Origin of the sequence: Kitasatospora sp. NPDC058162 (assembly GCF_042884005.1) — a bacterium.
Classification (GTDB): Bacteria; Actinomycetota; Actinomycetes; order Streptomycetales; family Streptomycetaceae; genus Kitasatospora.
The window spans coordinates 361,997-382,555 of record NZ_JBHVUS010000004.1; the positions used below are offsets into that span (position 1 = coordinate 361,997).

Sequence of the window (20,559 nt, forward strand, 5' to 3'; positions counted from 1 at the left end):
AATGTCCGGGCCGTCGGCCCGGCAAGTTACCGACCAGTACAATCGCTCCAGAAAAACAAGCAGAACCGCAGAACCGCAGACACTGCTCAACCGCAAGCCGCAGGAGACGGAGAGCGATGCAACTAGCAGCGATCGTCATCTCGCTGGTCACGTTCGTGATCGGCACCGCGCTCGCCCTCCGTGCGGCGTGGCACATCTTCAGGGTGGTGCTGACCGGCGCCCAGGACTCCACCCGCTTCGGGAAGCCCGCCCAGCGCGTCAAGACCCTGGCGACCGAGTTCTTCGGCCACACCCGGATGAACCGCTGGGGGATCGTGGGCATCGCCCACTGGTTCGTCGCGGTCGGCTTCTTCAGCCTCGTGCTGACCATCGTCAACGCGATGGGCCAGCTCTTCGACCCCGAGTGGGAACTGCCGATCATCGGCGACTGGATGATCTGGCAGCTCTTCGTCGAGCTGGTCGGCACCCTGACCACCCTGGGCATCGTCACCCTGATGGTGATCCGCCTGATGAGCCTGCCGTCCCGGTCGGGCCGCAAGTCCCGGTTCGCCGGCTCCATCGCCTGGCAGGCCTTCTACGTCGAGTACACGATCCTCGGCATCGGCCTGTGCATCCTGATGCTGCGCGCCCTGGAGGGCGCCCTGGCCGGGGTCGACTCGTACGGTCCGGAGCACCTGGTCTCGTACCCGATCACCTCCGCGCTGAGCGGGCTGTCGCACGGCACCCTGGAGAACCTGGTCTACCTGTTCGCGATGCTGAAGATCTGCATCTCGTTCGCGTGGGCGATCACCATCGGCCTCAACCCCTCGATGGGCGTGGCCTGGCACCGCTTCCTCGGCTTCTTCAACATCTACTTCAAGCGCGAGGAGGACGGCGGCACCGCGCTCGGCGCCCTCCGTCCGATGACCAGCAAGGGCCAGCCGATCGACTTCGAGGACCCGGCCGACGACGCCGTCTTCGGCGTCTCCCAGGTCGAGCACTTCTCCTGGAAGGGCATCCTCGACTTCTCCACCTGCACCGAGTGCGGCCGCTGCCAGTCGCAGTGCCCCGCCTGGAACACCGGCAAGCCGCTGTCGCCCAAGCTGCTGATCATGAGCCTGCGCGAGCACGTCTACGGCAAGGCGCCGTACCTGCTGGCCGGTGGCGGCAAGGACATGGAGGGCACCGAGCAGGCCACCGCCGAGCAGCTCAAGGACGTCCCGGCGGCGGCCCTGGCCGAGGCCGAGCGCCCGCTGATCGGCACCGCCGAGGAGAACGGCGTCATCGACCCGGACGTGCTGTGGTCCTGCACCACCTGCGGCGCCTGCGTCGAGCAGTGCCCGGTGGACATCGAGCACATCGACCACATCGTCGACATGCGCCGCTACCAGGTGATGATCGAGAGCAACTTCCCGACCGAGGCCGGGACGATGCTCAAGAACCTGGAGAACAAGGGCAACCCGTGGGGCATGGCCACCAAGGCCCGCCTCGACTGGGTCAAGGAGCTCAAGAAGGAGACCGGCATCGAGGTGCCGGTGATCGGTGAGGACATCGACCCCGCCGAGGTCGAGTACCTCTACTGGGTCGGTTGCGCCGGTGCCCTGGAGGACCGCGCCAAGAAGACCACCAAGGCCTTCGCCGAGCTGCTGCACACCGCGGGCGTGAAGTTCGCCATCCTCGGCAAGGAGGAGACCTGCACCGGTGACTCCCCGCGCCGCCTGGGCAACGAGTTCCTCTTCCAGATGCTCGGCGCGCAGAACGTGGAGACGCTGAACGCCGCGCTGGAGGACGCCCCGACCAAGCGGATCGTGGCCACCTGCCCGCACTGCTTCAACACCATCGCCAACGAGTACCCGCAGCTCGGCGGGCACTTCGAGGTGATCCACCACACCCAGCTGCTGCAGCACCTGATCGACGAGGGCAAGCTCGTCCCGGTCAACCCGGTCGAGGGCCTGATCACCTACCACGACCCCTGCTACCTGGGCCGCCACAACAAGGTCTACAGCCCGCCGCGCGAGATCATGGACAAGGTCCCCGGTCTGCGCCAGCAGGAGATGCACCGCCACAAGGAGCGCGGCTTCTGCTGCGGCGCCGGCGGTGCTCGGATGTGGATGGAGGAGCGCATCGGCAAGCGGATCAACACCGAGCGCGTGGACGAGGCGCTGTCGCTCAACCCGGACATCGTCTCCACCGCCTGCCCGTTCTGCCTGGTGATGCTCTCCGACTCGGTCAACGGCAAGAAGAACGAGGGCGCGGCCAAGGAGCACCTGAAGGTGGTCGACGTGGCCCAGCTGCTCCTCGACTCGGTGAAGGCGACCCCGCCGGCCGAGGCCGAGGAGCCCGCGACGGTGGACGCGTAACCGCGGTCACTGTTCGACGGCGGGCCGCGTAACCGCGGTCACCGTTCGCTGTTCGACAGTTCTGCAACAACCGCCCGGCCCGGTGGACGCCGCCAACGCGCCCGCCGGGCCGGGCTTTTCGGTGCCCCGGGCGACGGTCGGCGGTACGGCGGGCGGACGGCGAGTGACGTCAATCGCACGGCTGCCGGACGGGCATTCGGTCGGAAGGAAATACAGTAGGCGCCGGACCGGCTGCGAGCCGGTCGACCCGTTCAGGACGGGTTCAGACCACCGACGGAGGTATCGGCCCGCCGGGCCGGGCCGCAGAGACCACAAGGGGAACAGCGCAGACCATGACCGAGGCGATCATGCTCGTCGGTGGTAAGGGCACGCGACTGCGTCCGCTGACCACCCACACCCCCAAGCCGATGCTGCCCGTGGCAGGCGTCCCGTTCATCGCGCACCAGCTGGCCCGGGCGGCCGCCGCCGGGGTCACCCGGGTGGTGCTGGCCACCTCCTACCTGGCCGAGGTGTTCGAGGACCACTTCCAGGACGGCACCCCGTACGGGATCGAGCTGGTCTACCTGACCGAGCGCGAGCCGCTGGGCACCGGCGGGGCCATCCGCAACGCCGCCTCCGGGCTGACCTGCGGCCCGGACGAGCCGGTGCTGGTCTTCAACGGCGACATCCTCTCCGGGCTCGACATCGCCGCCCTGCGCGACGGCCACGTGGCCGCCGGGGCCGATGTCACCCTGCACCTCACCCGGGTGGAGGACCCGCGGGCCTTCGGCCTCGTCCCGACCGACGAGAACGGGCGGGTGCTGGAGTTCCTGGAGAAGCCGGAGACGCCGGAGCAGATCGTCACCGACCAGATCAACGCCGGCTGCTACGTCTTCACCCGGTCCGTCATCGACCGCATCCCGGCTGGCCGCGAGGTCTCCGTCGAGCGCGAGACCTTCCCCGAGCTGCTGGCCACCGGCGCGCTGCTGCGCGGCGTCGTCGACACCTCGTACTGGCTGGACCTCGGCACTCCGGCGGCCTTCGTCCGCGGCTCGGCCGACCTGGTGCTCGGCAAGGTCGACTCCCCGGCCGTCCCCGGCCCCACCGGCGACGCCCTGCTGCTGCCCGGCGCCACCGTCCACCCCGGCGCGGTGCTCAGCGGCGGCACCGTGGTCTCCGCGGACGCGGTGGTCGAGGCCGGCGCGATCGTCGAGGGCAGCGTGATCCTGCCCGGCGCCGTGATCGGGCCGGACACCCTGGTCAAGGACTCGATCGTGGGCGCCTACGCCACCGTCGGCGACCGCTCGGCGCTGGACGGCGCGGTGATCGGCGACGGCGCGATCGTCGAGTCCGACAACGAGCTGCCCAACGGCATCCGGATCGCCTGCGGCACCCTGCTGCCGGTCGGCGCCGTCCGCACCACGGCCGGCCCGGGCGGCTGCCCGGCCGGCACGGCCGCGGCCGCCTCGGTGCACGGGCCGTCGGTCACCGCCCAGCGGTAGCGGCTCCGGCTCCCCGGAGGGGGCCTGGACGGCCCCGGGTACCGCCTCACGGAGGACTTTCGGACCCGTTCGTCTCAGGCTCGCTGCAAACCGGCCCCGGCTTCGTCCGGGGCCGACGCGCACTGGGCCGGACGGGTACCTTCGGAGCGTGGCTGGTAATCGATACGACAGCGGTCAGGGCGCCGACCGTCCGCACGGCGGATGGTCGCCCCCTCCGCCGCCGCCGGCGGGGGCGCCCGGGGGGTACGGGCGGGCGGACGGGCCCGTGGACGGTCCGGAGTACTTCACGGCCGCGCACCCGACGGCAGCGGCCGGCGGGCCGGGGGGTCCGGGCGGCACGGTCGGCGACGGGTACGACCCGTACCCGGCCGGCCCGTACCCGGCGGACCCGTACGCGGCCGACGCGCCCGGCAACACCCGGGCCTTCCCGGCCGGCGACCCGTACCGCGGCGCCGCCCCGCACGGGCAGCAGCAGCCGCCGTACTACGGCGGCGCGTACGACGACGGCGGCTACGGGCAGCAGCCGCCGCCGTCCTACGGCCAGGACCAGCAGCCCCCGTACGGGCAGGACAACGTCACCGTCTACCGCGCCGGCGGCCAGTCCGCCCCGCACGTCAGCGGGCCCCGGCCGCAGTGGCGCGAGCTGTTCGTCGGGATCTTCCGCAGCCCGACCGCGACCTTCGACCGCACCCGCGACCACCAGGTCTGGCTGCCCGCCCTCACCGTCTCGCTGCTGTACGGCGTGCTCGCGGTGCTCGGCATCGGGCTGACCCACGACGACATCGTCAACTCCACCTTCTCGGTGGCGCTGACCGGCCTGTTCGCCGCCGCCGTCGGCTTCACCGTGGCCGGCGCCGTCTTCGGCGCGGTCACCTACGCGCTGGCCCGCCAGCTCGGCGGCGACGGCCCGTGGAAGTCGACGGTCGGCCTGGCCGTGCTGATCGGCTGGCTGACCGACGCGCCCCGGCTGCTGCTCGACCTGGTGCTGCCCTCGGGCAGCCCGGTGGTGCAGGTGGTCGGCTGGGCGACCTGGGGGCTCTGCGCGTACCTGCTGACCAGCATGGTCCGGCGGGTGCACGACCTGCCCTGGGGCAAGGCGGCGGGCGCCGCGGCGGTGCAGCTGGTCGCGCTGCTGGTGCTGATCAAGCTGCCGACGCTGGGGTGACCGGGCCGACCGCGGCGTCCTGATCAAGGTCCCGGCCCCCGGCGGCGGGCCGACAGGCAGAATGGTGGGCGGGTCCGGCCGGAAGGCCCGGGCCCGCCCACCCTCGTTCGTCCACCACCAGCGGAGCCAGCCATGACCCTCCCCACCACCCACGTCAGCTTCCCGGCCGGGGCGGTGACCGGAGAGTCCCCGGTGCTGGCGGTGCACCCGCTGGCCGACGGCCGGTACGCGGTGGTGACCGAGGCCAGCCCGTTCCACCCGCTCGACCACACCTGGCCCGACCAGCCGGCCGACCACGGCACCCTCACCGTCGACGGCACCGAGCTGGCCGTGGTGGACTGCCTCACCGGCGCGGTCGGCCCGGACGGCGGCGCACCGCTGGTCGGCGCCGAGATCCCGGTCAAGCGCGGGGACGAGGAGTGGTCCTGGCTGGTCCTGCACGTCCTCGCCACCGACCCCGGCGACCTCACCGGCCGCACCGCCGTGCTCGCCGTCGACACCGAGCGCCGGGCCGCGCTGAGCGCCTCGCACAGCGGCTGCCACCTGCTCGCCCTCGCCCTCAACGCCGCGCTCGCCCCGCGCTGGCGCAAGGACCCGGGCCGCTCGGACGCCTTCGGCAACCCCGACTTCGACAGCCTCGCCATGGCGAGCTCGGTCATGGACACCCAGGCCAGCACGGACACCTACCGGCTCGGCAAGTCGCTGAAGAAGAAGGGCTTCACGGTCGACGCCACCGAGGAGTTCCCCGCCCTCGCCGACGCCCTGCCCGCCCTCACCGAGGACGTCAACGCCCGGCTCGCCGCCTGGGTCGCGGCCGACGCCCCGGTCCGCATCGAGGTCCCCGGCCCCGAGCTGACCGCCCGCCGCCAGTGGCACTGCGAGCTGCCCGAGGGCGGCGCGCGGATCTTCTGCGGCGGCACCCACCTGCACCACCTCGGCGAGCTCGCCGAGCTGCGCACCGAGCTGCGGCTGTCCGAGGACGGCGCCGAGCTGGTCGCCGTCACCAGCCCCAAGCGGGCCTGACGCCCGGGGCGGCCCGGGCGCGGGCCTGACGCCGTCCGGAAACGCCGCGGGCGGCCACCCCCTGGTCAAGGGGGTGGCCGCCCGTCGTGCGTGCGCCCTGCCGCGCTGCGGTAGACCTCGCTCCGGTCAGACCTCGCTGCGGTGGAAGTTCAGGTACGAGCGGGACGGCGTCGGGCCGCGCTGGCCCTGGTAGCGCGAGCCGTAGCGCGCGGAGCCGTACGGGTGCTCCGACGGCGAGGAGAGCCGGAACAGGCACAGCTGCCCGATCTTCATCCCCGGGTAGAGCTTGATCGGCAGCGTCGCGACGTTCGACAGCTCCAGGGTCACGTGACCGCTGAAGCCGGGGTCGATGAAGCCCGCCGTGGAGTGGGTGAGCAGGCCCAGCCGGCCCAGGCTCGACTTGCCCTCCAGCCGGGAGGCCACGTCGTCGGGCAGCGTGATGACCTCGTACGTCGAGGCCAGCACGAACTCGCCCGGGTGCAGGATGAACGCCTCGTCGCCGTCCGGTTCGACCAGCCGGGTCAGGTCCGGCTGCTCCTCGGAGGGGTCGATGTGCGGGTACTTGTGGTTCTCGAACACGCGGAAGAAGCGGTCGAGGCGCACGTCGATGCTCGACGGCTGGATCATCGCCGGGTCGAACGGGTCGAGGGCGACCCGGCCCAGGTCGATTTCGGTCCGGATGTCCTTGTCAGAGAGCAGCACGCTTCGAGGTTACGTGCACGACGGGGCCCCGGACGAATCCGTCCGGGGCCCCGGTGTCCTTCCGCCGGCCGTCAGGCCAGGAACTCAGCGGCCTCCAACCGCATCGCCTGAGCCAGTTGGGCCGTCGACAACTCCCGCACGTCGGCCAGCACCGAGCTCCGGAGCCGTCCGCACTGCGGACAACGGATCAACCGCCCGGGCCCGAGCCGCCCGGGGCCGAGGTTCTGCATCGGGAACGTGGTGGTGCTGAACAGGTGCCCCTCGGCACAACGAACGACGGCGCGCTGCTCCATCGATCCCCTTCCCATCCCTAACCCAGTACTCACCCGTACTCATCGCGCCCCGGCGGCCAGGCCCCGGGACAGCGTCACATTAGGGGATGTTCCGGACATTCCACACCATGGCTCGCCGCCCCGACCCCACACCCACCGGAGCACTCGCACGCGGCCCACACAGTACGCCCCCCGCCCACCTCCACCCGGCTCCGCCACGACCCCGCCCCGGCCGTGCAACCACTGTCTCGGATGGGGTACAGTGACACTGGAATGAGCAGTCTCTGACGGCTCATCAGGCGGGCGTAGTTTAATGGTAGAACATGAGCTTCCCAAGCTTAGAGCGCGAGTTCGATTCTCGTCGCCCGCTCCATACCGAAAGCCGCAGGTCATCTGACCTGCGGCTTTCGCTGTTCTGCGGGCGTTCGGGGTGGGGCCGCGCGGGGGTGGGCGGGGCGGGGTGGTGGGGGAGTGTGCGGGGTGGTGTAGTTCGGTGGGGCGGGCCGGGCGGGGGAACTGTCCGTGCCCGGGTGCCGTCCAAGGAGTGACGGAATGCCTGCCCGGGGTGAATGCCGGGGGGAGTACGGAGGGCCCAGTGCAGTCAGGTGGTGCCGAGCTGAACCTGGGGTGCCCGGACGGTTTCCGCGGTGGTGCGGTGGCCGTGCCGGACTGGTGGCCGGTGTTGGCTCCGGATGTGACGGTCGATCAACTCGACGCCGGGGAACGGTGCGAGAGGTTGTTGCGGGAGACCGTGGAGGGTCTCCGGCCGGTGCCGGTGTGGCGGGAGGCGGTGCCGCGGGCGGGGGTGCGGCTGGCGGGGCCGGGGCGGCGGGGGCCCGAGGTGCTCTGGTACGTGACCCGGGGGCGGGACCTGCTGACCGTCGTATCGCCGGGCCGGCGGGGGGAGTTGGCGGGCACGGTGGAGCGGCAGTGGCGGCGGCGCGGGTGGACGATCACCTCGCTGAACGCCGGGCGGGACCGGCCGGGAGTGGCCGCGACCGCTCGGGACGGTTCGCAACTGGTGCTGTGCTTCGGTGAGTTCGGGGAGATCCGGCTGACCGCGAGCCTGCTCGGGGTGGCCTGTTCGGAGCGGGTGCCCACGCTGCCGAGGGCGGGTGAGCCCGACCCGGCGCCGCTGCCCCATGTGCACTGCGCGTACTGGAGCGCGCTGGTGTGACCGGGTGGGGGCGGGTTACGGGGGAGGCGTGGAGCGAGTCCCCCCGGACCCGCTCCACGCCGCCACGTCGCGCGGCTTCGGCGCTGCCGCTCCCCCCGACACCCCGGCAGCCCCGCCGTTCCCCCCTGGCAACACCCTCCGGCGAGAGCGTCCGCACAAGACCCCGGCGAGTCCCCACCCCCGGGGACGTCGTGCTCTCACGCTAACAAACCGCGTGGTTGGTTTGTCAATAGTGGGATCCACGAAAAATCCACAATCGTGGCGATGTGGTCGGGTCGGTGTGATGGGCGTCCCACCAGGCAGTTGTGCCGTCGGCGGGGTGGTGTGCGACCGTTCCGCGCGCCCGGGCCGCGAGGAGAGCGCGGTCTGGAACCCGACATTCCATGCATCATGACAGCACGGAGTGACACCGCGCGAGTGCCCAGCGCAGTGGAGGTCCGGAAGTCGGGGCCCTCGGCGGGGAGCCCTCAGCGCAGCAGCCGGCGTTCCTTGGCCACCGCCACCGCGCCCGCCCGGGTGTCCACGCCCAACTTGTCGTAGATCCGCCCGAGATGGGTCTTCACCGTCGCCTCGCTGATGAACAGCGCCCGCGCGATGTCCCGGTTGCCCAGCCCCTGCGCCAGCTGTTCGAGGATGTCCTGCTCGCGCTCGGTGAGCTGCGGCGCCGGCGCCCGCATCTGCGCCATCACCCGGGAGGCGACCGGCGGGGAGAGCACCGTCCGGCCGCGGGCGGCCGCGTGGACGGCGGCGAACAGTTCCTCCGGCCGCTCGGCCTTCAGCAGGTAGCCGGTGGCGCCCGCGGCGATGGCCCGGGTGATGTCGGCGTCGGTGTCGTACGTGGTGAGGACGAGGACGTGCGGTCCGCCCGGGGCGGTGGTGATCCTCCGGGTGGCCTCCACACCGTCGATGCCGTCGCCGAGTTGGAGGTCCATCAGCACGACCTGCGGGGCCAGTGCGGCGGCCAGCGCGACGGCCTCCTCCCCGGTGCTCGCCTCGCCGACCACCTCGATGTCGCCCGCGCTGGCGAGCAGCGCCAGCAGGCCGGCCCGGACCACCGCGTGGTCGTCGCAGACCAGCAGCCGGACGGCGGAGGAGCCCGCGGTACCGTCCGCCGCACTGCCCGCCGTCCCGCCCGCCGTACGGTCCGACGGGCCGCCCGACGGGCCGCTCCGTGCGCTGCTCGACGGGGTGCGGGCTGCGTTCATCGGTGCTCCAGGGGGATCGCGGCGGAGACGACGGTGCCCTCGCCGGGGGTGCTCTCCACGGTCAGCGTGCCACCCAGCTGCCGCAGCCGGGCGCGCATGGCCGGCAGGCCGTACCCGCGTGCTCCGCCGGCCGGGCGGAGGTCTTCCGGCGAGGGGTCGAAGCCCCGCCCGTCGTCGGCGATGTCCAGCACGGCCTGGTCGCCCAGGAAGGACAGGGTGATCGCGGCCGCCGAGGCCCCGGCGTGCTCCCGTACGTTGGCCAGCGCGCCCTGGGCGATCCGCAGCAGCGCGGACTGCACGGCGGTCGGCAGCGGAACGGGCGCGCCGTCCAGGTGGAAGCGGACCGGCAGCCCGCTCTCGGCGGACTCCCGTTCGGCGAGTGCCCGCAGCGCCCGGTCGAGGGTGCCGCCGTCGGCGAGTTCGGCCGGGGCGAGGTCGTGGACGAAGCGGCGGGCCTCGGCGAGGTTGCGGGCGGCCACCTCGGCGGCGGTGCGGACGTGGCTGCGGGCGGTCGCCGGATCGGCCTCCCAGGTGCGGTCGGCGGCCTGCAGCAGCATCTGCTGGCTGGACAGGCCCTGCGCCAGGGTGTCGTGGATCTCCATCGCCAGCCGCTCGCGCTCGGCGAGCGTGCCCTCCCGCCGTTCGGTGGCGGCGAGTTCGCGCCGGGTCCGGACCAGGTCGGCGATCAGCGCCCGCTGCCGGGCGGCCTGCCGGGTCATGAACAGGAACACCCCGGTGGCCAGCGCGGCCACCGTGGGCGGCAGCAGGACGAGGGTGGCGTCCGCGGTGCCGGGCAGCCGGATCTCGGCGATCACCACCAGCAGCGTCAGGGCCGCCACCAGCGGGATCGCCGCCTTCGCGGGCAGCGCCCGCAGCGCGGTGTAGATCAGCGGGACGGCGCACCACGCGAAGCTCGGCGCGAGCAGCACCAGCACCACCCAGAGCGCGACCACCAGCGCCGACGGCCACCGGCGCGGACGGCCGGGCGGGGCCGGGCGGCGGTGGTCGGACCAGGAGGCGGCCGGCTGGGCGACGGCCAGGGCGGCGCTCAGCCCGATCACCCAGGGGACCCAGGGGCTGTCGGGGTGGTGGGTGAGGAAGCGGCTGAGCGCGGCGGCGAGCAGCAGCAGGAAGGCGGAGTCCAGCAGCAGCGCCAGCCGCCCGGCGTCCGGGTCACCGGCGTCACGCCCGCCGGAGGGCCCGGCCTCGCGCCTGCCGGAGGGCCGGCCGGCGGACGGGCGGGGCTGCTGCACGGGTGGCTCCTGGCGCTACGGGCTCGGGACGGCGCTCGGCCCGACGGTCCGGGCGGCCCGACGGTCCCGACGGCCCGACGGCCGACGCACCGACCTGCGCCGATCCCTCGATGCTGACCCGTCCGGCCCGGTCCCGCATCAGCCGATCGGTTGACGGCGGCGTCCCCCATCATGCCCGGACGGTCGCGCCGGACCGTCGATGCCGCGCGCCCCGGTCCGGCCGGAGGATCGGAGCAGAGCCGGGCGGTCCCCCCGCCGCCCGGCCACGCAGCCGGGCCCCGCAGCCCGGCTACGCAGCCCGCTGCGGCCTTCCGCAGAGCCCGCGAACCCCGCCATCCCGTTGAGGAGCTGGACCATGAAGAAGACCTCCGTGCGCACCCGGGTGCTGACCGGCACCGTCGCCGCCGCCGCACTCGCCGCCGCCGGTGTCGGCGCCGTCTCGGCCAGCGCCGAGACCACCGAGACCCCGGCCTCCCCGGCCGCGGTCAAGGTCGACACCCAGAACAAGAACCTCGCCCAGAGCACCGGTCTGACCGCCGACGCCGCCACCCGCGCCGCCCAGGCCGCCCTGGACGCGGCGAACAAGGCCGGTCAGCACGTCTCGGTCGCCGTGGTCGACCGGGACGGCGTCACCCGCGTCCTGATCAAGGGCGACGGCGCCGGCCCGCAGGCCACGGAGTCGGCCGAGCGCAAGGCCTTCACGGCGGTCTCCTGGAACGCCCCGACCTCGGAGCTGGCCAAGCGCCTGGCCCAGGCCCCGAACCTGAAGGACATCCCGGGCACGCTGTTCCTGGCGGGCGGCGCCCCGGTGCAGTCCAAGGGCGCTCCGGTCGCCGCCATCGGTGTCGCGGGCGCGCCCAGCGGCGACCTGGACGAGCAGTTCGCGCAGGCCGGCGTCGCCGCACTGGCGAAGTGACCCACCCCGGCCGGTCGGGTGCACGAACGTGCCGCTGACGTCCTCGGCGGACGTTCCCGCGGCCGACCGGCCGGATGCGTCCGTACGGGTGCACGAACGGACGGCCCCCGGTCGGTCTCCCGGTCGAACTCCCGCTCCCGGCGCCCGCGGTGTTCCCGGCGGACGTCGCACGGTGTCCTCGTTCGGGTGAACAAGGGGAGGGTCGTCGCAGAACAGGCGGTGACCCTTTGAAAAGCCGGTGTCGTTGTCAGTGCCGCGTGGCAGGCTTCCCGGTATGACGGCGTGGACCCTCAACGACATCGAACGTGCGATCCGCTCCTCCTGGGGTGTCGACACCTGTGCGCCCGAGGACTTGACCCGCTGGCGTCCCGACAATCCCGCCCGCGGCCAGTGCGGTGTGACGGCCATGGTGGTGCACGACCTGCTCGGCGGTGAGCTGATGATGGGCGAGGTCCACGTCGACGGGGTCCGGACGGACCTCCACTGGTGGAACCGCTTCGCCACCGGCTTCGAGATCGACCTCACCCGCGAGCAGTTCGGCCCGGGCGAGTTGGTCGGCCCCGGGCGTGCGGTCGCCCGCCCGGCCCGCCCCGGTCGGCTCCAGGCCCAGTACGAGCTGCTGCGCCACCGCGTGGTCGCCGAGCTGGAGCGCGGGGCCGCCGCGGGCCGCCTCCGCCGCCCGGCCCGGGTCGCGTAGCCGCCTGTCCCGGGTCGGGTAGCAGCCCGTCCCGAGCCACCTACCCGACCGGCCCGGGACCCCGGGTCCGCGCGAGCCCCTGACGTACAGTCGGTCCCGGACGAACCACCATACGGGTGACTGCGGCGGACGGGAGTGCGCGGATGAGCGGGGCGACGGTCGGTTTCGTGGGGCTGGGCGCGATGGGACAGGGCATGGCGGGCAGCCTGCTGCGCGCCGGGCACACCGTACGGGTCTGGAACCGCTCGTCCGGGCCGGTGGCCGCCGTGGTGGCCCAGGGCGCCGAGGCGGCCGGTTCGCTCGCCGAGGTGTTCGCCGCCGACACGGTGGTCTCCATGCTGGCCAACGACCAGGCGGTGGAGGGGCTGCTGCTCGACCCCGGGCTGCTGGCGGGCGCGAAGGCGACCCTGCACGTCAACATGGCGACCGTCTCGCTCGCACTGGCCGAGCGGGCCGAGGAGCTGCACGCCGAGCACGGCATCGGCTACGTCGCCGCGCCCGTCCTCGGCCGGCCGCCGGTCGCGGCGGCGGGGAAGCTCAACATCCTGGCCGCGGGCGCACCCGAGCTGCTGGACCGGGCCGAGCCGCTGTTCGCCGCGATGGGCGACCGCGTCTGGCACTTCGGCGACCGGCCCGGGCAGGCCAACACCGCCAAGATCAGCACCAACTTCCTGCTGGCCTGCGCGATCGAGTCGATGGCGGAGGCGTGCAGCCTGGCCGAGGCGCACGGCGTCCGGCCCGCCGACCTGGTCGAGATGTTCAGCAGCACGCTCTTCCCCGGGCCGGTCTACTCCGGCTACGGCTCGATGGTGGCCGAACGCCGCTACGAGCCGGCCGGGTTCCGGCTGCCGCTCGGTCTCAAGGACGTCGGCCTGGCCCTGGAGGCCGGGGCCGCGCGCAACGTCCCGCTGCCCTTCGGCGGCATCCTGCGGGACGCCTTCCTGGACGCGCTGGCGCACGGTGACGGGGAGAAGGACTGGGCCGCCGTCGCCGAGGTCGCCCGCCGTCGGGCCGGGCTGGCGGACTGAGCACCGGCTGAGCACCGAGGCGGGAAACCCCGGTCGGAGCCGGGGTGCGGAATACCCGGCGGGCCGTTGGTGCTCGCTCGGGTGTCCGCAACACCTGACCGGGGGAGTACCGATGACCGACCAGCCGTCCGGCGCCGAGGCGCCGCGCCGTTTCCTGTTCCTCGACGCGAGCTCGCGTGTCGACGGCAACACCGCACAACTCGCCCGGCTGGCCGCCGAGTCGAGCCTGCCCGAGGGCGCGGAGCAGCGCTGGCTGCGGCTCGACGACCACCCGCTGCCGCCCTTCCAGGACCTGCGGCACACCGGTGACGGCGGCTACCCGGAGCCGGTCGGCCACGAGCGGACCCTGCTGGAGGCCACCCTGGCGGCCACCGACCTGGTCTTCGTCGCGCCGCTGTACTGGTACTCGATGCCGACCAGCGCCAAGCTCTACCTCGACTACTGGTCGGCCTGGTTCCGGGTGCCCGGGGTGGACTTCCGCGACGGGATGCGCGGGAGCACGCTGTGGGACGTCACCGTGGCGGCCGGCACCGAGGAGCACACCGAGCCGCTGATCGGCACCCTCAAGCTGACCGCCGGGTACATGGGGATGCGCTGGGGCGGCGCGCTGATCGGCAACGGGACCAGGCCGGGCGACGTCCTGCGGGACGAGCGGGCGCTGATCGCGGCCAAGTCCTTCTTCGCGGGCTGATCCGACCGGAGGCGGCCCGGGGCACCCCGGGCCGCCTCCGCACGGACCGATGGGCCACGGACCGACGGATCACGGACCGACGGATTCAAGCCGCCCGCGCCCGTGCGCTACCGTCCTCCCAGGCGTGTACCCGTCACTTCGCGGTCATCCTTTGGTAGGCGCAAAAGCCCTACCGCCGGATGGAGTTGGGCGATTCGGACGCCCCCGTCCCTACGCTGCGCCACAATCGGGCACCTGCCTTCCGGAGTGGCCGAATCGTTCGGTACTCTCCGTCGGACTTTCAGCTTCGCGGGGGAGTAGCGGCGTCTGCGGCCGCCCCCTCGCGCCCGGGCCTCGCCCGGACACTTCCGTGAGGTCTCCTTGTCCATACGTCGCAGTCTTGCCCTGGCCGGCGTCGCCGCGCTCACGTCCTCGCTGGTGCTCACCGGCGCCCAGGGCGCCATGGCCGTCGGCTCCACCGGCACCCCGTCCGCCTCCGCTACGGCGCAGGCGGACCAGAAGTCGAAGTACGCCCTCGACCTCTCGGTGCACGGCGTTCCGAGCACCTTCATCGCCGGCGGTGCTCCCCGTGAGTTCACCTACAAGATCGACAACTCCTCCAAGCACGACGGTGTCTTCTACCCGTTCGTGAAGCTCAAGAACAAGCAGGGCTCGCTGGAGGCCGCGAACCTCAAGCTCGAGTACCAGCTGCCCGGCGAGGCCTGGCAGACCGGTGTGGTCGCCCCGGGCGGCGGCGAGCACGACGACGACTCCGTCCTGATGCTGCTCGGCGGCGTCGGGTCGAACGGCAACGCCACCGACGACTCCCTGCTCCTGCTGAACCGCGGCGAGAGCCTCACGATCAAGGTGCGGCTCTCCTTCACCGAGGACGCCCCGCTCGGCCGGGCCGGCCTGGTCCCGGTGGTGTTCGGCGGCGCCCTCGACGACAACACCCACCTGCCGGTCGGCAACGGCGACTTCAGCTGCGACGGCATCCGCGGCGCCGGCTTCACCATCAAGAAGGCGACCCCGACGGGCAAGCCCACCCCGACCCACACCGGCAAGCCCACCCCGTCGGGCAAGCCGACCCCGAGCGGTACCGGCACCCCGTCGTCCAGCGCCTCGGCCACGCCGACCACCACCCCCACCACCGAGCCGACCACCCCGGCGCCGACCACCCCGGCCACCGGCACGGCCTCGCCGTCCGTCTCCGCCTCGCCGTCCGCGTCGACCGGTGCCCCGGCCCCGTCCGGCGGTGCCACCGACGGCGGGAGCGACGCCCAGCAGCCGATCGACATCCCGGTGTCCGTCCCCAAGGTCACCCCGCCGAAGATCACCCCGGCCGGCGTCACCAAGGCCAAGGCGGCCGCCGACAAGGCGAGCAAGAACCTCGCCACCACCGGTGGCGGTGACGACACCACCGCGATCGCGGCCGCTGGCGGCGCCGTCCTGGTCGCCGGTGTCGGCACCCTCGTGGTGCTGCGTCGCCGCAAGTCGGGCCAGCAGGCCTGACCAGGGCCTGACCAGGGCCCGCCCCAGGGCCCCAGGCCTGACCAGGGTCCGCCCCGGGCCTGACCAGGGGCGGACCCCTGGGGGCTCCTCCTGAGGAGCCCCCCCGCCGCCCGGCGGCGCCGTCCCCCGCGGACGGCGCACCGGGCGGCACGGGCGGTTCTCCTCCGTCACATAGGATGTCCGGCCGGAGGGGGCGGAACGGCGGGGAGAGGTACAGGTGCGGGGAGATCGCACGGCACGGGCCACCACCGACTACGAAGCCACGACCGGTCGGATCGCGGGTCTACCGCTCCGCAGGCACCACGTGCTGCTCACGGCGTGGACGGTGCTCTGGTTCTTCCTGGTGGAGCCCAGCGGAGGCTTCTCCTGGCACTACCTGCGCCAGGGCGAACAGCTGCTCTTCAGCAGCCAGCCCGACGGCGGCCTTTCGCTCTACGCCCACCACCCCGAGCTGCAGATCGGCCCGGTCAGCCTGGCCGCCGCCCGGCTCACCGCCCCGTTCTCGCCGCACATCGGCCAGCTGATCGCCGAGGCGGCGAGCGCCGGGCTCGGCCTGGTGATGCTGGTGCTGGTCGGCCGCACCGCCGCCCTGTACTACCTGGGCACCGGCACCAACCACCGCCGGCTCCAGCAGCGGCTGCTGATCGCCGGGCTGGCCTTCATCCCGATGTGGGTCGAGGTGTCGGTCCGCTTCGCGCACCTGGACGACGTCCTCGCGCTGTTCTTCACCACCCTCGCCGCGCACGCCCTGGCCCGCGGCAAGCCCTTCCAGGTCGCGCTCTTCCTGGCCCTGGCAGTGGACTCCAAACCCTGGGCGCTCGCCTTCGCCCCGCTGATCCTGGCCCTGCCCCGGCCCGCCTGGCTGCGCACCGTGCTCTGGTTCTGCCTGCTGGTCGCGGTCGCCTGGCTGCCGTTCTACCTGGGCAACCTGGACACCATGGCGGCGGCCAAGTTCACCATCCCGAACCAGCCCGCCTCCGCGCTGCGCTGGTTCGGGGTGACCGACCCGGCCACCCCCTGGTGGGACCGTCCGACCCAGTTCGCGCTCGGCATCGGCCTCGGCTGCGTGGCCGTCTGGCGCGGCCGCTGGCCGGCCGTGGTGCTGCTCGGCGCGGACGCCCGGATCCTGCTCGACCCGAGCGTCTACACGTACTACACGGCCTCGATCCTGCTCGGCACCCTGCTCTGGGACGCCGTCGGGCAGAAGCGGCTGGTCCCGTGGTGGAGCTGGATCGCGCTGGCCGCGCTGTACGGCGGCACGCTGTACCTGCCGTCGGACGCGGCCCGCGGCTTCGTCCGGCTCGCCTTCGTGGTGGTCTCCGCCGCGTACGTGCTGCTCTGGCCCACCCAGCAGGCCCGCCGGCCGCGCCCACCGGCGCAGGGCGGCGGGGAGGGGCGCCGCCGGACGGCCCGGCGGCGCGAGCGGGAGCTGGTCAACGCCTGAAGGCCTCTCCCTCCGGCACGGGCTTGACCCTCACGCGACGTGAGAGCGGAGGGTGGTGGTCACCACCAGGGAGGAGCTCCGGATGAACGGGGACGAGGGCTACGCGGTCGGTGCCGTGGCGAAGATCGCCAAGGTGACCGTCCGCACCCTGCACCACTACGACGAGATCGGACTGCTGTCCCCCGCGGGCCGCACCCGGGCCGGCTACCGCCGGTACGTGGACGCCGACCTCGACCGGCTGCAGCAGATCCTGTTCTACCGCGAGCTCGGATTCGCCCTGGAGGAGATCGCGGCGATCCTGGACGACGACTCGGTCAGCCCGACCGAGCACCTCCGGCGTCAGCACCAGCTGCTGACCGACCGGATCAACCACCTCCAGGAACTCGCCACAGCCGTCGAACACGCCATGGAGGCACGCAGGATGGGCATTCAGCTGACCCCGGAGGAGAAGTTCGAGATCTTCGGCGAGGGCTACCAGGAGGGGTGGGAGCAGGAGGCCGAACAGCGCTGGGGCAACACCGAGGCCTGGGCCGAGTCCCAGCGCCGCACCGGCGCCTACGGCAAGGCCGACTGGCAGCGGATCCAGGAGGAGATGACCGGGCTCAACACCCGCCTGGCCGCGGCCGTCACCGCCGGCGAGCCCGCCGACGGCACCACGGCCATGGACCTCGCCGAGGAGCACCGGCAGCACATCAGCCGGAACTTCTACGACTGCACGTTCACCATCCACCGCGGCCTGGCCTGCCTCTACATCGAGGACCAGCGCTGGACCACCACCTACGAGGAACTCGCCCCGGGCCTGGCGCAGTGGCTGCACGACGCCATCGTCGCCAACGCCGACCGGCACGAGAAGGCCTGAGCGGCCCCTACGGGCGAAGGGCGCGAGGAGCAGCGCGCTACGCGACCAGCAGCGCGTTACGCCACCCCGCGCCCGAAGGAGCGCCGGTAGGCGGTCGGGGAGGTGCGCATCACCCGGCCGAAGTGGTGGCGGAAGGTCGCGGCGCTCTCGAAGCCGACCGCCGCGGCGATCTCCTCCACCGACCCCTCCGGCGACTCCAGCAGCGCCAGACTGGCCGCGATGCGCTGGGTGACGACCCAGCGCATCGGGCTGGTGCCGTTGCGGGCGGTGAAGTGCCGCAGGTACGAGCGGTCCGACATCCGGGCGGCCCGGGCCAGCACCGAGACGGTCAGTGGGTCGGCCAGGTGGTCCAGCGCCCACTGCATGCTGCGGGCGATCCCGTCCTCGTCCTCCTCGACCGGGCGGACCGCGGCCTCGATGAACTGCGCCTGCCCGCCGTCCCGGTGCGGCGCCACCACGAAGCGGCGGGCCACGCTGTTGGCCACCTTGGCGCCGTGGTCCCGGCGGACCAGGTGCAGGCACAGGTCGATCCCGGCGGCGCTGCCCGCGCTGGTCAACACGTCGCCGTTGTCGACGTACAGCACGTCCGGGTTGACCCGCACCCGCGGGTACCGCTGCTGGAGCAGGTCGGCGTACCGCCAGTGGGTGGTCGCCTCCTTGTCGTCCAGCAGCCCGGCGGCGGCCAGCGCGAAGGCGCCCGAGCAGATCGAGACGATCCGGGCGCCGCGCTCGTGCGCCGTCCGCAGCGCCTCGACCAGGCCGGGGGAGACGTCGCCGCCGAAGGCGTTGCGCACGCCGGGGACGATGACGGTGTCGGCCGCCGCGAGGTCGTCCAGGCCGTGCCGGGCGGTCAGCGCGAAGCCGCCCACCGCGTCCAGGGCGGTGCCCGGCCGGTCCGCGCAGACCTTCAGCCCGTACCAGGGCGCGGCCAGCAGCCCGCTCAGCTCGGGCCGGGCCAGTCCGAACACCTCGACCACCACGCCGAGTTCGAACGGTGCCATGCCCTCGAAGGCGTACACCGCGAGGTCGTGCACGGGTTCCGGGCGGCGGCCGATGGTGACGGCCACCGGACGCGGCCGGACGGCGATGTCGTCGGCGGCCTGCTCGGCGATCTGCCCGGCGACCTGCTCGGCGGTCTGCTCGGCCATGCGAACCCCCTGCTCACGGGTGGCGGAATCCCGGTGAGTGTAGCCGTCCGGCCCGGCCCGGAACTTCCTTCGAAAAGCCGGCGGCCCGGCCTCCCCGCAGCGGGGTGACCGGGCCGCCGGACGGTGGCTCAGTGGCTCAGGCCAGCGAGGCCATCCAGGCCTCGACCTCGTCGGCGCGGCGCGGCAGGCCGGCCGAGAGGTTCTCGTTGCCGTCGGCGGTGACCAGGATGTCGTCCTCGATCCGGACGCCGATGCCGCGGTACTCCTCGGGCACGGTCAGGTCGTCCTGCTGGAAGTACAGGCCGGGCTCGACGGTGAGCACCATGCCGGGCACCAGCAGGGCGTCGACGTGCTCCTCGCGGCGCGAGTGGGCGCAGTCGTGGACGTCCAGGCCGAGCATGTGGCCGGTGCCGTGCAGGGTCCAGCGGCGCTGGAGGCCGAGCTCCAGGACCTTCTCGACGTCGTACACCGAGGCGTCCAGCAGGCCCCAGGCGAGCAGCCGCTCGGCGAGGACGCGCTGCGAGGCGTCGTGGAAGTCGCGGAAGCGGGCGCCCGGCTTGACCGCGGCGATGCCGGCCTCCTGGGCGTCGTACACCGCGTCGTAGATCTTCCGCTGCAGCCCGGTGAAGGTGCCGTTGATCGGCAGGGTGCGGGTGACGTCGGCGGTGTAGAGGGTGTGGGTCTCCACGCCGGCGTCCAGCAGCAGCAGCTCGCCGGGGCGGACGTCGCCGTCGTTGCGGACCCAGTGCAGGGTGGTGGCGTGCGGGCCGGCCGCGGCGATGGTGCCGTAGCCGACGTCGTTGCCCTCGACCCGGGCGCGGCGCCAGAAGGTGCCCTCGATCCAGCGCTCCGAGGTGGCGACGGCCCGGCCGAGCTCGCGCACCACGTCGGTGAAGCCGTTGACGGTGGCGTCGCAGGCGGCGCGCAGCTCGCCGACCTCCCACTCGTCCTTGACCAGGCGCAGGCCGCTCAGGAACTCCTTGAGCCCGGCGTCCTCGTCGGCGTCCAGCACCTCGGCGAGCGCGGCCTCCAGGCCGGCGTCGTAGCCGCGGACGATCCGGGTCGGCACGGCGGAGTCCTTGGCGCGCTCGGCCAGCTCCTCGGCGGCCTTGCGGACGTCGCGGGCCGGCAGGCCGAGCAGCTGCTCCTGCTCGGTCAGGCTGTGCCGGCGGCCGACCCACAGCTCGCCGTAGCCGTCCAGCCAGAACTCGCCGTTCTCGCGGTCGGAGCGGGGCAGCAGGTAGAGCGTGAACTCGTGGCCCGCGTCGCCGGTCGGCTCGGCGACCAGCACGGCGTCCTCGGTCTGGTCACCGGTGAGGTGCACGTACTCGCTGGCGGCGCGGAAGTTGTAATCGGTGTCGTTGGCGCGCACCCGCAGGTTGCCGGCCGGGACGACCAGCCGGACACCGGGGTGGGCGGCGGACAGCGCGGCGCGGCGGGCGGCGGCGTACGGGGCCTGGGCGATCGGGGCGAGGCCGTGCAGCTCGGTGTCGGCCCAGCCGGTCTTCATCGAGGCGGACAGCTCGTCCGAGATCTCGCCGTAGAGACCGTTCTTGCGGCCCTTGAACTCCTGCGGCTCCTCGCCGCCCTCGGCCTCGGGGTTCTCGGCCACTGCGGGGGTCCGGTCCTCGGTCACGTGCAACGCCTCCTTGGGGGTGGTACCGCCGC

17 protein-coding genes, 1 tRNA gene and 1 pseudogene are annotated in these 20,559 nt (G+C 73.2%); 13 read left to right on the forward strand and 6 right to left on the reverse strand.

All coding sequences use genetic code 11. From position 1 onward, the window contains the following. Nucleotides 1–116 precede the first annotated feature (116 nt). The 4 genes and pseudogenes from ACFVXG_RS10765 to ACFVXG_RS10780 all read left to right on the forward strand — a co-directional run bounded on the left by ACFVXG_RS10765 (nt 117) and on the right by ACFVXG_RS10780 (nt 6,008). Entirely contained in the window at nt 117–2,339 is a 2,223-nt protein-coding gene (locus tag ACFVXG_RS10765) for a (Fe-S)-binding protein (RefSeq protein WP_387926287.1), read from the forward strand. Nucleotides 2,340–2,671: 332 nt separating this feature from the next. After that, a pseudogene (locus ACFVXG_RS10770) lies at nt 2,672–3,736 on the forward strand (sugar phosphate nucleotidyltransferase); the annotation flags it as partial. 349 nt (nt 3,737–4,085) lie between these two features. Next, nucleotides 4,086–4,985, forward strand: coding sequence for a YIP1 family protein (locus tag ACFVXG_RS10775; protein ID WP_387926289.1), 900 nt, complete (start codon nt 4,086–4,088; stop codon nt 4,983–4,985). A gap of 132 nt (nt 4,986–5,117) precedes the next feature. After that, complete coding sequence (locus ACFVXG_RS10780) at nt 5,118–6,008, forward strand: metal-dependent hydrolase (protein ID WP_387926291.1); 891 nt, start codon at nt 5,118–5,120, stop codon at nt 6,006–6,008. A gap of 126 nt (nt 6,009–6,134) precedes the next feature. On the opposite strand, the gene dcd is transcribed toward ACFVXG_RS10780, so the two are convergent. Together dcd and ACFVXG_RS10790 are read right to left on the reverse strand one after the other, a co-directional pair. Continuing rightward, nucleotides 6,135–6,710, reverse strand: coding sequence for a dCTP deaminase (gene dcd, locus ACFVXG_RS10785; RefSeq protein ID WP_350506624.1), 576 nt, complete (start codon nt 6,708–6,710; stop codon nt 6,135–6,137). Nucleotides 6,711–6,781: 71 nt separating this feature from the next. Further along, nucleotides 6,782–7,003 carry a hypothetical protein gene (locus ACFVXG_RS10790; RefSeq protein WP_188304334.1) on the reverse strand — a complete coding sequence of 74 codons (222 nt, stop codon included), beginning with the start codon at nt 7,001–7,003 and terminating at the stop codon, nt 6,782–6,784. 278 nt (nt 7,004–7,281) lie between these two features. Here ACFVXG_RS10790 and ACFVXG_RS10795 point away from each other — a divergent pair. Beyond that, nucleotides 7,282–7,355: transfer RNA gene (locus tag ACFVXG_RS10795), tRNA-Gly, on the forward strand. A gap of 222 nt (nt 7,356–7,577) precedes the next feature. Further along, nucleotides 7,578–8,159: a hypothetical protein gene (locus ACFVXG_RS10800; protein ID WP_387926293.1), complete on the forward strand. Its 582-nt coding sequence runs from the start codon at nt 7,578–7,580 to the stop codon at nt 8,157–8,159. Between the two features lie 467 nt (nt 8,160–8,626). Here the strand turns inward: ACFVXG_RS10800 and ACFVXG_RS10805 are convergent, their stop codons facing one another. Both ACFVXG_RS10805 and ACFVXG_RS10810 read right to left on the reverse strand, forming a co-directional pair. After that, on the reverse strand, nt 8,627–9,364 hold the full coding sequence (locus tag ACFVXG_RS10805) for a response regulator (RefSeq protein ID WP_387926295.1): 738 nt from the start codon (nt 9,362–9,364) through the stop codon (nt 8,627–8,629). Then, on the reverse strand, nt 9,361–10,617 hold the full coding sequence (locus ACFVXG_RS10810; RefSeq protein ID WP_387926296.1) for a sensor histidine kinase: 1,257 nt from the start codon (nt 10,615–10,617) through the stop codon (nt 9,361–9,363). The genes ACFVXG_RS10805 and ACFVXG_RS10810 overlap by 4 nt, the downstream gene beginning before the upstream one ends. Before the next feature lie 355 nt (nt 10,618–10,972). Here ACFVXG_RS10810 and ACFVXG_RS10815 point away from each other — a divergent pair, with 355 nt between their 5' ends. From ACFVXG_RS10815 to ACFVXG_RS10845, 7 genes are all read left to right on the forward strand, one after another. Further along, entirely contained in the window at nt 10,973–11,533 is a 561-nt protein-coding gene (locus tag ACFVXG_RS10815; protein ID WP_387926298.1) for a heme-binding protein, read from the forward strand. Nucleotides 11,534–11,807: 274 nt separating this feature from the next. Beyond that, a complete protein-coding gene (locus ACFVXG_RS10820; protein WP_387926300.1) occupies nt 11,808–12,230 on the forward strand; it encodes a hypothetical protein in 423 nt (140 codons plus the stop codon). Between the two features lie 143 nt (nt 12,231–12,373). After that, complete coding sequence (locus tag ACFVXG_RS10825; RefSeq protein WP_387926301.1) at nt 12,374–13,258, forward strand: NAD(P)-dependent oxidoreductase; 885 nt, start codon at nt 12,374–12,376, stop codon at nt 13,256–13,258. 112 nt (nt 13,259–13,370) lie between these two features. Continuing rightward, a complete protein-coding gene (locus ACFVXG_RS10830; RefSeq protein WP_387926303.1) occupies nt 13,371–13,949 on the forward strand; it encodes a flavodoxin family protein in 579 nt (192 codons plus the stop codon). Nucleotides 13,950–14,309: 360 nt separating this feature from the next. Continuing rightward, on the forward strand, nt 14,310–15,440 hold the full coding sequence (locus tag ACFVXG_RS10835; protein ID WP_387926305.1) for an LPXTG cell wall anchor domain-containing protein: 1,131 nt from the start codon (nt 14,310–14,312) through the stop codon (nt 15,438–15,440). Between the two features lie 304 nt (nt 15,441–15,744). Further along, a complete protein-coding gene (locus ACFVXG_RS10840; RefSeq protein WP_387926306.1) occupies nt 15,745–16,884 on the forward strand; it encodes a hypothetical protein in 1,140 nt (379 codons plus the stop codon). Between the two features lie 82 nt (nt 16,885–16,966). Beyond that, entirely contained in the window at nt 16,967–17,743 is a 777-nt protein-coding gene (locus tag ACFVXG_RS10845) for a MerR family transcriptional regulator (RefSeq protein WP_387926308.1), read from the forward strand. A 56-nt stretch (nt 17,744–17,799) separates the two neighbouring features. Here the strand turns inward: ACFVXG_RS10845 and ACFVXG_RS10850 are convergent, their stop codons facing one another. Further along, on the reverse strand, nt 17,800–18,891 hold the full coding sequence (locus ACFVXG_RS10850) for a helix-turn-helix domain-containing protein (protein ID WP_387926310.1): 1,092 nt from the start codon (nt 18,889–18,891) through the stop codon (nt 17,800–17,802). Nucleotides 18,892–19,027: 136 nt separating this feature from the next. After that, nucleotides 19,028–20,527, reverse strand: a complete 1,500-nt coding sequence (locus tag ACFVXG_RS10855) for an aminopeptidase P family protein (RefSeq protein WP_387926311.1) — start codon at nt 20,525–20,527, stop codon at nt 19,028–19,030. Nucleotides 20,528–20,559 lie beyond the last annotated feature (32 nt).

Excerpts from the sequence above, each read along its gene's own strand:
- ACFVXG_RS10815 (WP_387926298.1), top strand. The coding sequence starts at position 10,973 with ATGAAGAAGACCTCCGTGCGCACCCGGGTGCTGACCGGCACCGTCGCC.
- ACFVXG_RS10850 (WP_387926310.1), bottom strand. The coding sequence starts at position 18,891 with ATGGCCGAGCAGACCGCCGAGCAGGTCGCCGGGCAGATCGCCGAGCAG.
- ACFVXG_RS10830 (WP_387926303.1), top strand. The coding sequence starts at position 13,371 with ATGACCGACCAGCCGTCCGGCGCCGAGGCGCCGCGCCGTTTCCTGTTC.
- ACFVXG_RS10780 (WP_387926291.1), top strand. The coding sequence starts at position 5,118 with ATGACCCTCCCCACCACCCACGTCAGCTTCCCGGCCGGGGCGGTGACC.
- ACFVXG_RS10805 (WP_387926295.1), bottom strand. The coding sequence starts at position 9,364 with ATGAACGCAGCCCGCACCCCGTCGAGCAGCGCACGGAGCGGCCCGTCG.
- ACFVXG_RS10790 (WP_188304334.1), bottom strand. The coding sequence starts at position 7,003 with ATGGAGCAGCGCGCCGTCGTTCGTTGTGCCGAGGGGCACCTGTTCAGC.
- ACFVXG_RS10825 (WP_387926301.1), top strand. The coding sequence starts at position 12,374 with ATGAGCGGGGCGACGGTCGGTTTCGTGGGGCTGGGCGCGATGGGACAG.
- ACFVXG_RS10845 (WP_387926308.1), top strand. The coding sequence starts at position 16,967 with ATGAACGGGGACGAGGGCTACGCGGTCGGTGCCGTGGCGAAGATCGCC.
- ACFVXG_RS10765 (WP_387926287.1), top strand. The coding sequence starts at position 117 with ATGCAACTAGCAGCGATCGTCATCTCGCTGGTCACGTTCGTGATCGGC.
- ACFVXG_RS10820 (WP_387926300.1), top strand. The coding sequence starts at position 11,808 with ATGACGGCGTGGACCCTCAACGACATCGAACGTGCGATCCGCTCCTCC.